Source organism: Parageobacillus sp. VR-IP (genome assembly GCF_013357975.1).
In the GTDB taxonomy this organism is placed as follows: Bacteria; Bacillota; Bacilli; order Bacillales; family Anoxybacillaceae; genus Saccharococcus; species Saccharococcus caldoxylosilyticus.
Genome location: NZ_JABVYQ010000008.1, coordinates 84,982 through 98,065, shown reverse-complemented (window position 1 = coordinate 98,065; position 13,084 = coordinate 84,982). Strand labels below are relative to the sequence as shown.

The 13,084-nt window shown below is 45.5% G+C and carries 14 protein-coding genes; 2 read left to right on the top strand and 12 right to left on the bottom strand.

Going from position 1 to position 13,084, the window contains the following annotated elements; translation table 11 throughout:
* Window positions 1-182: 182 nt before the first annotated feature.
* Window positions 183-356 carry a hypothetical protein gene (locus HT574_RS17080; RefSeq protein ID WP_175245524.1) on the bottom strand — a complete coding sequence of 58 codons (174 nt, stop codon included), beginning with the start codon at window positions 354-356 and terminating at the stop codon, window positions 183-185.
* A gap of 183 nt (window positions 357-539) precedes the next feature.
* Between HT574_RS17080 and HT574_RS17075 the strand changes: the two genes are divergently transcribed.
* Complete coding sequence (locus tag HT574_RS17075) at window positions 540-1,601, top strand: FUSC family protein (protein WP_175245523.1); 1,062 nt, start codon at window positions 540-542, stop codon at window positions 1,599-1,601.
* A 34-nt stretch (window positions 1,602-1,635) separates the two neighbouring features.
* Here the strand turns inward: HT574_RS17075 and nikC are convergent, their stop codons facing one another.
* The 10 genes from nikC to fabL all read right to left on the bottom strand — a co-directional run bounded on the left by nikC (window position 1,636) and on the right by fabL (window position 11,650).
* A complete protein-coding gene (nikC, locus tag HT574_RS17070) occupies window positions 1,636-2,535 on the bottom strand; it encodes a nickel transporter permease (RefSeq protein ID WP_175245522.1) in 900 nt (299 codons plus the stop codon).
* 18 nt (window positions 2,536-2,553) lie between these two features.
* Window positions 2,554-3,558 carry an ABC transporter permease gene (locus HT574_RS17065; protein WP_175245521.1) on the bottom strand — a complete coding sequence of 335 codons (1,005 nt, stop codon included), beginning with the start codon at window positions 3,556-3,558 and terminating at the stop codon, window positions 2,554-2,556.
* 67 nt (window positions 3,559-3,625) lie between these two features.
* Window positions 3,626-5,230: an ABC transporter substrate-binding protein gene (locus tag HT574_RS17060; RefSeq protein WP_175245520.1), complete on the bottom strand. Its 1,605-nt coding sequence runs from the start codon at window positions 5,228-5,230 to the stop codon at window positions 3,626-3,628.
* 52 nt (window positions 5,231-5,282) lie between these two features.
* Window positions 5,283-6,248, bottom strand: a complete 966-nt coding sequence (locus tag HT574_RS17055; protein ID WP_175245519.1) for an ABC transporter ATP-binding protein — start codon at window positions 6,246-6,248, stop codon at window positions 5,283-5,285.
* Window positions 6,214-7,239, bottom strand: coding sequence for an ABC transporter ATP-binding protein (locus HT574_RS17050; RefSeq protein WP_175245518.1), 1,026 nt, complete (start codon window positions 7,237-7,239; stop codon window positions 6,214-6,216). Before HT574_RS17050 ends, HT574_RS17055 begins: the two co-directional genes overlap by 35 nt.
* A 208-nt stretch (window positions 7,240-7,447) precedes the next feature.
* Window positions 7,448-9,196 (bottom strand): ABC transporter ATP-binding protein, encoded by a 1,749-nt coding sequence (locus HT574_RS17045; RefSeq protein WP_175245517.1) that lies wholly within the window; start codon window positions 9,194-9,196, stop codon window positions 7,448-7,450.
* A gap of 71 nt (window positions 9,197-9,267) precedes the next feature.
* A complete protein-coding gene (ntdP, locus tag HT574_RS17040) occupies window positions 9,268-9,801 on the bottom strand; it encodes a nucleoside tri-diphosphate phosphatase (RefSeq protein ID WP_175245539.1) in 534 nt (177 codons plus the stop codon).
* A gap of 81 nt (window positions 9,802-9,882) precedes the next feature.
* Complete coding sequence (locus HT574_RS17035) at window positions 9,883-10,155, bottom strand: YgaB family protein (protein WP_175245516.1); 273 nt, start codon at window positions 10,153-10,155, stop codon at window positions 9,883-9,885.
* A gap of 501 nt (window positions 10,156-10,656) precedes the next feature.
* Entirely contained in the window at window positions 10,657-10,842 is a 186-nt protein-coding gene (locus HT574_RS17030) for a gamma-type small acid-soluble spore protein (protein WP_017436555.1), read from the bottom strand.
* 58 nt (window positions 10,843-10,900) lie between these two features.
* Window positions 10,901-11,650, bottom strand: a complete 750-nt coding sequence (gene fabL, locus HT574_RS17025; RefSeq protein ID WP_017436556.1) for an enoyl-[acyl-carrier-protein] reductase FabL — start codon at window positions 11,648-11,650, stop codon at window positions 10,901-10,903.
* Window positions 11,651-11,719: 69 nt separating this feature from the next.
* Here fabL and HT574_RS17020 point away from each other — a divergent pair, with 69 nt between their 5' ends.
* Window positions 11,720-11,944 carry a hypothetical protein gene (locus HT574_RS17020; RefSeq protein WP_042410748.1) on the top strand — a complete coding sequence of 75 codons (225 nt, stop codon included), beginning with the start codon at window positions 11,720-11,722 and terminating at the stop codon, window positions 11,942-11,944.
* Here HT574_RS17020 and mutY read toward each other — a convergent pair.
* Entirely contained in the window at window positions 11,941-13,053 is a 1,113-nt protein-coding gene (gene mutY, locus HT574_RS17015) for an A/G-specific adenine glycosylase (protein WP_175245515.1), read from the bottom strand. The two genes, HT574_RS17020 and mutY, sit on opposite strands and share 4 nt — an antisense overlap.
* Window positions 13,054-13,084: the final 31 nt, after the last annotated feature.

Here is a 13,084-nt window from a genome sequence, read left to right as displayed (position 1 = left end):
TTACATCCATTGTTCTCTCCTGCCGACACTTCTTTATCGATCGTTTCATAGTATATTGTTGCTGTGCCCTTACTAGCCTATCATCAAAGATTGTCATATTTATTTTTTTACCTTTTGCATCGATAAATGTTATTGTATATTTGCACCCCTTGTTATCCGTTGTTTGTTTTTTTCGCTTCATTTCATGTTTCTAGCAAACGTCTTATTTTGCGTAAATCGTTGACAGTGACGCTTTTCCCTAACTTCCCTTCCTTGATTTGCAAAGAAACAATTTTTTCATGCAAAAAGGACTTCATCGTAACAGGCGCGGCGCAGCCAACACGACCAATCATGCCAACAGCCACCATCCATTTCACAAGAGAATCTCTCCTGCCATTTTTGAACCAAAATCCCCGGACACATTCCCCTTCTATCATGCGAAACATTTAGGCAGAGAGGTTCATATATTCCATGTATATTTCCTGCTTGATATCATATATAAAAGCGTGTATAGTACTAAATTGTTTACGAGAACGAAAGAGGAGAGGTTTGAAGATACTATGAAGCTCGGTGCCCGCATTTTTAAAACGGGAATCGCCGTTACATTGGCGCTTTTCCTCGCAGCACTGCTACACTTGCCTTCTCCCGTATTCGCGGGAATTTCGGCTGTGTTTGCGATGCAGCCGACAATCTACCGCTCTTACCTTTCATTGGTCGAACAAGTGCAGGCGAATATCATCGGGGCCGTCTTGGCAATCATCGCCGTCCTGTTATTTGGACGCGATCCATTTATTATCGGCCTTACGCTGATGATTGTGATCGCCCTATGCTTAAAAATGCGCCTAGAATCTACCATTTCAGTGGCGATGGTTACGGTTATTGCGATTATGGAATATACGGATAAACAGTTTATCGAATTTGCCGTTATCCGCTTTCTCACCATTATGCTTGGCATATTTGCTGCTTTTGTTGTCAATTTAATCTTTCTACCGCCAAAATATGAAAAGAAACTATATGAGAAAATTACCGAAAACACGGAAAACATTTTAAAGTGGATTCGCATCCATACGAGACACGCATCGGAACATCACATTTTAAAAGAAGATATTGAAAAAATGAAAGAAAATATGACAAAGCTTGAACATCTTTACTTAATGTATAAAGAAGAGCGCACGTATTTTCGTAAAAATCGCTTCCAAAAATCGCGAAAGCTCGTGTTATACAGGCAAATGATCGTCGCGACTAACCGAGCGCTCGAGACATTAAAACTTCTCCATCGTTTTGAAAACGAACTGTATCACATGCCGCTCGAATTCCAGCAAATCATCCGTTCACAGTTAGATTGCCTGCTTCATTATCACGAACAAATACTATTAAAGTTTATTGGCAAAGTAAAACACCTGCCGCATACTGACACAGTCAATGAAACACATCATGAAAGAATGCGGCTCATTGAGGCGTTTTATGCGCATCACCATCAATCGCACGAATATTATCTTTTCTCGTTGGTTGGCACGATTATCGATTATAGCGAGCAGTTGGAACGTCTTGATAAGCTGATTGACAGCTTCCATCATTATCATCATGATTCTTCCTTAGCGAAAACTTTAGTCAATGACTAAAAGGCTATCTCCGCTGGAGAGATAGCCTTTTTCGTTAACTTTTCATGCGCGGGTCTAGCGCGTCGCGCAACCCGTCGCCCATTAAGTTAAAGCCAAGCACCGTAAGCATAATGGCCAGCCCCGGAAAAATCATCGTCCATGGCGCCTGTGTCAAAAAGTCTTTCGAATCAGCAAGCATTTTCCCCCACTCCGGGTTTGGCGGCTGCGCCCCTAATCCTAAAAATCCAAGAGCGGCCGCTTCAATGATGGCCGTCGCAATCGCCAACGTCCCCTGTACAATAATCGGCGCCATGCTGTTCGGCAAAACATGGTGGAACAAAATGCGCGTATCACTCATTCCGATTGCTTTTGCCGCCATGATGTATTCTTCTTGTTTAATGCTTAAGACGCGCGAGCGGATCAAGCGCCCAAAGTTCGGAATGTTGATGACGGCAATCGCAATTAATGCATTTTGCAAAGACGGCCCGAGCACGGCGACAATACCAATAGCCAACAAAATGCTTGGAAAGGCGAGCATAATATCAAACAAACGCGAAATAATGCCGTCGATCCAGCGCCCGTAATACCCGGCGATAATACCGAGCAGCGAGCCGACAATGACTGAGCCAAGTACAGAGAAAAAACCGACCCATAGCGAGATTCTCGCCCCGTAAAGGACACGCGAGAGAATATCCCTTCCAAAATCGTCCGTTCCAAATAAATGTTTCGATGACGGCGGCTGCAGCCGCTCTGCTAAATTTGGCTCTTTAAAGTCATAAGGTGCCAGCAGTGGAGCAAAAATGGCCAGCAAGATAAAAAAGACGACGATGCCAAGTCCGATAAGAGCAATTTTATTTTTGCGAAATCGGCGCCATCCTTCTTTCCATAGGGAAGCAGACTCTGTTTTCTCTTGCACCGTATGCATCGGTGTTTGATTGCGTGCTAGTTCCGCCATATCCGCTTTCCCCCTTCCTTAGTTATATTTGATGCGTGGATCGATCATCGCATAAAGCAGATCGACGATTAAGTTAATAAAAATAAAGATGGTAGCGATCACCAAAATTCCCGACTGAATAACCGGATAATCGCGATAGCCAATCGCGTCGTAAATGTAGCGTCCAATGCCAGGCCAGCTGAAAATCGTTTCCGTTAAAATCGCGCCGCCAAGCAATAGGCCTGTTTGCAAACCAATAACGGTCAACACTGGAATGATGGCATTTTTCAATGAATGCTTATACACGACCCAAAACATGCTTAACCCTTTTGCTCTTGCCGTGCGGATGTAATCCGATTTCATCACTTCGAGCATGCTCGAGCGCGTAATCCGGGCGATAATCGCCATTGGAATCGTCGCCAAGGCGACGCTTGGCAAAATTAAATGCTGCACGACTTGCATAAACTGCTCCGTATTTCCTGCTAGAAGCGTATCAAGCAAATACAGGTGGGTAATCGGCTCAATCGGATTTCTCACGTCTTCCCTTCCTGATGTCGGCAGCCAATCTAACTGAATCGCAAACACCCACTGTTCCATCAGGCCAAGCCAGAAAATCGGCATCGAAACGCCGATAAGCGCCAGCACCATCGCGATATAGTCAAACCAGGAATTTTGAAACCAAGCACTAATAATGCCAGCATTGACCCCGATGACGACTGCGATGATCATCGCGGCAAGCGACAGCTCTAGCGTCGCCGCTAAATACGGCCAAATTTCATCCGATATCGCGGCACCGGTGCGGATCGACTCTCCTAAATCTCCATGCAGCAGGCTGCCTAAATATTTAATGTACTGCACATACCAAGGTTGATCTAAGCCCAGCTTATGCGTTAACGCGGCAACCGCTTCCTTCGTCGCTTTTTGTCCTAAAATAACTTGCGCGGGATTGCCCGGTATCGCGCGAATCATGAAAAAAACAACAAGTGACATTCCCAACAATACAGGGATGACCATGAGTATTCTTCTGACTGCATATGAAAGCACTTCTCTCCCTCCTTTTGCCGATCATGAAAAAGAGGGGAGGATGCACTCCTTTCCCCTCCGCATATCGTTATTTGAATTCGACTTTTGTAAATTTATCGGAGCCAGTTGGATGCGGCTTAAACCCTTTAATGTTTGCTTTGCCGGCAAGCAGCGGTGTCGAGTGAACGAGCGGAATCCATGGAGCATCCTCTTTAATAATCTCTTGTGCCTTTTTGTACAGTTCATTTCGTTTGTTTTCGTCACTGACTGTTTGCGCCTCAACTAAAATTCTATGAAGCTCATCATTCGAATAATACGTATAGTTGTTGCTCCCGATGCTGTCTTTGTCGAGCAGCGCGTACAAGAAGTTGTCGGCGTCGCCGTTATCGCCGGTCCAGCCAAGCAAGAATGCATCGGCTTCTCCTTTGGCCAATTTATCTAAGTAAGTAGCCCATTCATACGTAACGATTTTCGCTTTGACGCCGATTTTCGCAAAATTCGCTTGCAGCGCCTCAGCGATTTTTTTTCCGTCCGGCATATATGGACGCGGCACCGGCATTGCCCATAGCTCCATTTCGAAGCCGTTTGGATATCCTGCTTTTGCGAGCAATTCTTTCGCTTTATTTAAATCAAACGGATAGTCTTGAATGGCATCATTATAGCCAGGAATGCTTGGCGGCATCGGGTTTTTCGCCGGTTCCGCCTGGCCGGCGTAGAACGCGTCAATAATCGCCTTTTTGTCCACTGCATAGTTCAATGCTTGACGGACTAATTTGTTTTTCAACGGCCCTCTCGTCGCCGTCAACCCGACGTAACCGACGTTCATCGACGGACGTTTGAAAATCTGAAAATCTTTATTTCCTTCCACTTGTTTCAAATCAGATGGATTCAAATCTTCCATCAAATCAATTTCACCTTTTAACAACGCATTGAGACGCGCAGAGTTATCTGGAATGGAAACAAAGATTAATTGATTCAGCTTCGGATACCCTTTTTCCCAATAATCTTTATTTTTTTCTAAAACAATGCGCTCGTTGCGCTTCCATTCTTTAAAAATGAACGGGCCGGTTCCAACTGGATTTTCCCCAAATTTGTCTCCATATTTTTTAATCGCTGCCGGGCTGGCGATCGCAAACGGCGGCATGGCAATATTTTTCAAAAACGGCGCCTGTGGACGCTTCAACACAAATTGAACCGTGTAGTCGTCCACTGCCTTTACTTCTTTAATGACATGGCTTTCGTCGTTTTTATAACCGCCAAACATCGAGCCGTAATACGGAAATTTGTCCGCGTTGCCATTGGCCCAACGTTCAAAGTTAAAGACCACCGCTTCAGCGTTAAAATCCGTTCCATCATGGAATTTCACACCTTTGCGGAGCTTAAACGTATAGGTCAGCCCGTCTTTGGAAATCGTCCATTCAGTCGCCAATGCCGGTTTTACCGTCGTATCTTCGTCATTATAGTCTAACAGCGTGTCAAAAATATTTTTCGTTACCTTTAACGATTCCCCATCCGTAACCGTAGCCGGGTCAAGCGAGACAGAATCGCCGCCGCGTCCGTAGACGAGCGTATCTTGTGATGATGACTTGTCTTTTGCGCCGCTGCTTGTTTTTTCCGACTTTCCGCAGCCGATAAGCGCCATTGACACCGCAAGCATCAAGGCAAGCAATGTCATCCACGTTTTTCTCCTCATTCTTTGTTCCCCCTTAAATGAAATTTCTATCATTTCGTTGGTTGCCATCCTGTTAATACAAGTGGCAAGCAACGTAATGCCCTTTTTCTACTTCTTTCATCTCCGGCCGCTTTTGCTTGCAGATATCCATGCAAGCGCTGCAGCGCGTATGAAACGCGCATCCTTGCGGCGGATTGGCCGGGTTTGGCAAATCTCCTGATAAAAGCTGGCGTTCTCTTTTATACTCCGGGTCCGGAATCGGCACAGCAGAAAGAAGCGCCTGCGTATACGGATGTTTTGGCGATTGATATAATTGATCGCTATCGGCCAATTCCACTAGGCGTCCTAAATACATCACGCCGACGCGGTCGCTGATATGGCGGACAACCCCTAAATCATGGGCGATAAAAATATAGGTAAGTCCAAATTCTTTTTGTAAATCTTCTAGTAAATTTAATACTTGCGCCTGAATCGACACATCGAGTGCAGACACTGGCTCATCGGCGATAATCAGCTTCGGATTGGTCATCAAAGCGCGCGCGATGCCGATGCGTTGCCGCTGCCCGCCGCTGAACTGATGAGGATAGCGCTTGGCATGATATTGTCCAAGCCCGACCACTTCCAGCATCTCCCGAACGCGCTTTTTCCGCTCCTCTTTGGAGCCTATTCCATGTACGATTAGCGGCTCTTCCAAAATTTTTTCCACCGTATGGCGCGGATTCAAAGAGGCGAAAGGATCCTGAAAAATCATTTGCATATCGCGCCGCATTTTCCGCAATTCTGCTTTAGGCAATGTCGTTACTTCTTTTCCTTCAAAAATGATCGACCCTGCTGTCGGTTCAATTAAACGGAGGAGCATCCGCCCTGTCGTTGACTTGCCACAGCCGCTTTCCCCGACAATGCCAAGCGTTTCCCCTTTATAGACGGTAAAAGTAACATCATCGACTGCTTTCACTTCGCCAACTTTTTTGCCAAACACTCCTCCCGTAATCGGAAAATACTTTTTAAGCCCTTTCACTTGCAACAGCGGCTCGCTCACGATTTTGTCCCTCCTCTCCGAGCGGCAAAAAACAGCGGACGCGATGGCCGCGTTCTCCTGCTTCGTATAGTTCTGGATCTTCTTGAAGGCAACGGGAAAAAGCATGCTCGCACCTTGCCGCAAACCGACATCCTTGGCGAACCGACCCCGGCTTCGGCACATTGCCTGGAATGGAATATAACCGTTCTTTTTTGTCGCGAATGTCGGGAACCGATTGAATCAGGCCGATCGTATACGGATGTTTCGGATTTTTAAAAATCGTCCGCACATCGCCCTCTTCCACAATCTTTCCCGAATACATGACAATCACACGGTCGCATATTTCAGCGACTACTCCCAAGTCGTGTGTAATCATCATGATCGAGGTGTGAAAGTTTTTATTCAGCTCTTTCATCAACGCCAAAATTTGTGCCTGAATCGTCACATCGAGTGCCGTAGTCGGCTCGTCGGCAATGAGCAGCGCCGGATTGCACACCATCGCCATCGCAATCATCACACGCTGGCGCATCCCGCCGGAGAGCTGGTGCGGATATTCGTCGATGATTTGCTCCGCGCGCGGCAGGCCGACCAGCTTTAACATCTCGACGGCTCTTGCTTTCGCTTCTTTCTTGCTCACCTTCATATGTATTCGAATCGCCTCTATTAACTGATTGCCAATCGTAAACAGCGGATTTAAGGATGTCATTGGCTCTTGAAAAATCACCGCGATTCCATTGCCGCGAATCTGCTTCATCCGTTTTTCGGAGGCATGAACGAGATTTTCTCCTTTAAAAAGAATTTCACCATCGATAATGCGCCCGACCCCTTTCGGCAACAAGCCCATAATCGACAGCGAGGTGACGCTTTTTCCGCATCCCGATTCGCCGACGACTCCTAAAATTTCACCTTCATTTATGTAAAAATCAACGCCATCAACGGCGGGAATTTCTCCTTCATCCGTAAAAAAAGACGTTTTTAACCCTCTCACTTCCAGCACACGTGCATCTGCCATTATTTCACCTCCTATCCCGATTGAACCGAATTGATAAAATATTTTTATTTTAATTAAAATTATGCCACGCAATTTTTCATAATACAATATAATATTATAAAAAATTAAAATTATCGAAATAGATGGAACAATAATAAAAAACGGTCTTACAGTGCGTAAAACCGTTTTTATCTTTTATTTTCCAATAATATAAATATTTTTCTTTTACTTATTGATGGAGTTGCTGGATTGTAAATAAATGGTAATAACTCCCTTGTTTCGCCATTAATTCCTCGTGGGTGCCGCTTTCGACAATCTTGCCGTTTTCAATAAGGAAAATGCGATCCGCATGCGTAATCGTCGAAAGGCGATGGGCAACAATAAACGTTGTGCGATTTTTGGCAAGCCGTTCCAGCGCCTCTTGAATGTAATGCTCATTTTCGAGATCGAGCGCCGATGTCGCTTCATCGAAAATAAGCAAAGGCGGATTTTTTAGAAAGACGCGGGCGATAGCGATCCGCTGTTTTTGCCCTCCGGACAATTTTATGCCGCGCTCCCCGACTTTTGTGTCATATCCATCCGGCAGGCTCATAATAAAATCATGAGCATTGGCGGCTTTTGCGGCGGCAATGACCTCTTCATCCGTCGCATCCGGCTTTCCGAGCAAAATGTTGTCTTTCACTGAGTCGCTGAATAAAAAGCTGTCCTGAAAAACGATGCCGATTTTATCACGAAGACTGCGCACGCGTATATCGCGAATATCGATGCCATCCAATAAAATCCTCCCCTCTGTCACATCATAAAAGCGCGGGATCAGGCTTACTAACGTAGATTTTCCGCCTCCGCTCATGCCGACAAGGGCGATCGTTTCCCCTGCTTTCACGGAAAACGAAATATCGCGCAGCACCGGCGTTCCATTTTTATGATAAGCAAACGTAACGTGATCAAATACAATATCGCCTTTTACTTCTCGACAATCGACCGCGTTTGGCGCATCTGTAACATCATACGGCTCATCGAAAAACTCAAACATTCGATCCATCGAAGCGAACGACTGCGTTAAGGTCGTTGACGAATTCACAAGACGGCGCAGCGGGCTGTACAGCCGGTCGATATATCCGACGAAAGCAACCATCGTTCCGACGGTAATATGGCCGAGCAGCACTTGGTAACCAGCATAAATAATCACCACGATCGGAGCGATATCGGTGACCGTGTTGACAACCGCAAACGATTTGGCGTTCCAGCTCGTATGCATCAGCGCCTTCGTTAAAAAATGGTTGTTTTGCGCAGAAAACCGCTTCTGCTCCGCTTCTTCGATCGCGAAACTTTTAATGACCGACATTCCTTGCACCCGCTCATGCAAATAAGCTTGAAGCTCTGCCAAAGCTTGGGAGCGCATTCTTGTCCGCTGCCGGAGACGCCCGAAAAAATATTTTACTGAAAATGCATAAATCGGCAGCGTACTAATGGAAACAAGCGTTAATTTCATATCCATCTTCATCATAATAACAAGTGCAATTATAATTGTTGCCATATCTAACCAGAGATTCATCAGTCCCGTAATAATAAAATCTTTTGTCTGTTCGACATCGTTAATGACGCGCGAAATAATTTCACCGGTGCGGTGATTCGAATAATATGTAAAACTTAGTTTTTGCATATGTGTAAACAACTGGTTGCGAATGTCATACAGCACTTTGCTCGCCGTCCACTGGGCAAAATATTGCCGATAATATTCGACAATCGGACGAATTAGAACAAAAATAACCAACATAATCACAAGCGCCCACCAAAGCCGGGTGGTTTTCACCGACATTGGTATCGCCTCATTTCCAATGATTTCATCCACCACATATTTCAGCAGCAATGGAATAAGAAGCGGGATCGCAAACTTAATAATGCCGATGATCATTGTAGCGATAATATACCACTTGTATGGGCGGACAAATTGCATATAGCGGCGAATACTTTCCATAAAAATCCCCCTTAAAAGCAGAAAAACCTGTTTGCGGCGACGAACAGGCTTTTTGCTTTCTTCTTTTTTATTCACTTTCGATATGACTGAAACTTTTCATACCACTTGTCAATAAAATCAGGCGCAAACGGGCCCTTTCGTTCTTGAATCCAGCTGATCAGCTTTTTTACGTTATTTTTTAAAATACGGTCGATCACATCGGGATAATTCATCTCTTTGCGGTGCCATTCATACTCATCTTCATCAAGCAAAATATATGTCATATCCGGGAATACCTTAATATCCAAATCATAATCGATATATTTGAGCGCTTCCTCATCCCATACAAATGGCGAACTTAAGTTGCAATAATAATAAACCCCGTCATCGCGAACCATCCCAATAATGTTAAACCAATGTTTAGCATGAAAAAAACAGATGGCTGGCTCGCGCGTCACCCATGTCCGGCCGTCCGCTTCCGTCACCAGTGTTTTGTCATTCGCCCCAATAATATATGTAGAAGCTCCTTTTAGCACCAATGTTTTTTCCCATATACGGTGAATCATCCCATTATGTTTATAACTATGGATTTGAATAATCTCTCCATCTACAGGATATCCAGACATCATTCTCCCTACTTTCTCATGGGAACTTCTCTTTCCTATTATAACGATTGGACAGATAATTGAAAACAAAAGAGAGCCATCCTACCAAGCTGAAGATGGCTCGCATGTGCGGCGATACTGGTTTTGATAAGAAAGAATAACTTCTTCCGTTTGCCTTTCAAACGTTTGTTGAATTTCCTTTAACTGTTGTTTCATCTGTTGGATTTCTTCCTGAATCGATTGAAGTTTTGCTTCTTGCTGTAGTTCGATCAATTGTTTTTTAATTTCTTGGCAGCGCTCGATTTCCGACTGTAGAAACAAGAGCTGCTCCATTGTTTTTAATTGTTCATTCACTAAACGTTCAAACAACTCCATGATCGTTTTCTCCCTTCCCCTGTGATTCCGCTGGTAAGCGTGCGTCAAAACTGTAAGCACTTTTCCATATTGTGCAGCCGCTAGCTGTTTATATATTTCGGGGAAGGGCTTGTAAATTCCTTTGACTATATATGTAAAGTTGTGGCAACTTTTGTCGTCGCTCCGATCATATTGCAGTTGCAACTTACGTTGGCGTTTTCGCGGTGAGGCAACATGAAATAAGCAGAGGCTTCGCGCCGCCTCCGCTTTTTTTTTTTGCCTAACTTCAGCGGCTAGCTCTCTTGCGCAAAATAACCTTCTCCCTTGAAGTGCAAGCACTTCAGCGGGCGAAGAACATTTCGCTTCGAGAGCTATTCTCGCCGCTTCCGCTTTTTTAACTGTCTAGCTCGGCTCGCAAACCGCTCGGGGTCAAATAACCTTCTCTCTCGGGGTGACAAGCACCCCTGCGTGCGAAGAACATTTGCCCGTCGCGGTTAAACGGCTCGCCTTCACTTTTCTATGTTACTTGCTGGAGTTTTGCGCTTTACGAGCTTCCGCTTGCGCGTTTTGTTGTTGTACTTGTTGCACGTTAGTTTCTGCAGCAAATTCAGTGCCGAATTGGCCTGCTTGTGCAGATTGTGCGTTTTGTTGTCTTACTTCTTGGATGTTAGTGCCTGCAGCTGTTTTGTTTGGTTGTTGTTTTGCCACTGTTATCACCTCCACGTGACTTACTGTGCCCAGGAGGCGATAGTTTTATCCATTCAAATTACAAAAGTAAAGATCTTCCACCATCCACAATGATCGTTTGACCGCGGATCATTTCTGCATCATCGGACAGCAAAAACATTACTGCATTAACAATATCTTCTGGTTTTACCATGCGACCGGCAGGTGTTTTTGCGATAGCGTCAGACAACAACTCTTCACGGTTTGGAAAATGTTTCAACGCATCTGTGTCGACTGCACCGCCTGATACAGCATTGACAGAAATATTTTTCGGTGCTAGTTCGACCGCTAAATAGCGCGTCAGTGATTCAACCGCCGCCTTCGAAACACCGACAGCCGTATAATTTTCCAGATAGCGGATTGCCCCCAATGAACTGATGCTGACGATTTTGCCGCCGCCGACTTTTTCCATTCGTTTTGCCGCCTCTTGGGCGCAAAATAAAAGCGCTTTGCTGTTAATATCCATTGTCCAATTCCAATGCGACTCCTCAAGTTCCATCGCCGGCCGCAGCACGCCTGAGGCGGCGTTATTAATAAGAACATCCACACGTCCAAATACTTCATCCACTTGCGCGAACATCTCTTGAATTTTTTCGACTTTGCCCACATTTGCTTTCACGACAAGCGCTTTTCGTCCTAACGCTTCGATTTCCTGTGCCGTTTGTAACGCTGCTTCTTTACTGCGCGCATAGTTTACAACAATATCATATCCTTCTTTTGCAAGACGAAGGGCAATCGCTTTGCCGATTCCACGGCTGCTTCCTGTAACTACCGCCACTTTTTCGCTCATATTTTTCTCTCCTTTATGCATAAATGAATAAGTACTTTTTAAAACTAGAAAAAAAAGGGGGCTTTTATCATGTACGTTGGTCGTGATATGACAGAGCTGTCCATGATTCCAAAATCGGAATGGACGGACAGCGAACTTGCTTATTTCCATCATTCCTTTCAGCAAATCGCTCCATATTTAAACGCGGAAGGCCAGACGATCCATCGTGAAATCATCGAAGAAATCGAGGCGCGCGGCGGGCTAAGAAACAGCGAAGCCACGTATACACAAGGCACGAGACAGACGTATGACTAAAACGGGTGGAACAATCCGCCTGTTTTCTGTTTATACTCTTCCCAAACGCGCTGATGGGAAACGGGAAACGCGTACGATTCGATCTCCTTCTCACCCACCAGCTTCAGCTGTTCCGTTTCAGTAAATTTGCCGGCTATTTTTCCGTCATAAACCGTAATATCCCAAATCAAGTGGGAAAATGCATGCTCTAGTGCAAGGAACGGTTGGCCAAGCTGTGCCTGGACCCCATATTGTTCCTTTAAAAATGCTTCCAGACGCTCTTCTGGACTCGCTTGTCCGTCCGCCGCTTCACAGTTTGGAAATTCCCATAAGTTCGCGAGCAGGCCTTCGCTTCCGCGCTTATGGATCAATACCTTTCCATTTTCGTCCTTCAACACCGCAGCGATGATCGGCACTTGTTTTACGTTCGTTTTTTTGGTTTTGACCGGCAGCTCTGTCTGCACTCCTTCGGCAAACGCGCGGCAATGCGCCTGCACCGGGCAGAGCAGGCAGGCGGGGTTGCGCGGTGTGCAAATAAGCGCCCCTAACTCCATCAACGCCTGGTTAAAATACGAAGGGTTTTCGCGTGAAATAATTTGCCGGACAATCGCTTCAAACAGCTTTCTCGTTCCTGTTTTAGCAATATCTTCCCAGACAAGAAAAATCCGTGATAATACCCGCATCACATTGCCGTCGACCGCCGGTTCAGGAATGCCGTAGGCGATGCTTAGCACCGCACCGGTCGTATACGGTCCGACCCCTTTTAATTTCGCAAATTGTTCGCGGTTAGCAGGAATTTTTCCGCCGTATTGCTCTTTCACTTCTTTTACCGCCGCATGCAAATTGCGGACGCGCGAGTAATAGCCGAGCCCTTCCCACGCTTTCATCACTTCTTCTTCATCCGCTTCCGCAAGCGCTTCAAGCGTCGGAAACTGCTCGATAAACTTTTGAAAATACGGAATGACCGTATCCACTTTTGTTTGCTGAAGCATCACTTCTGACACCCATACTTTATACGGATCGTTATCTTTACGCCACGGCAGGTCGCGCTGTTCTTTTTCAAACCAGCCGATTAAATCTTGCTGAAACTGTTTGATGGCAAATCCGCCAAGCAATGTTTGTTCTTTCACCTTATTTCCTCCATGATGCCCTTATGTCCGT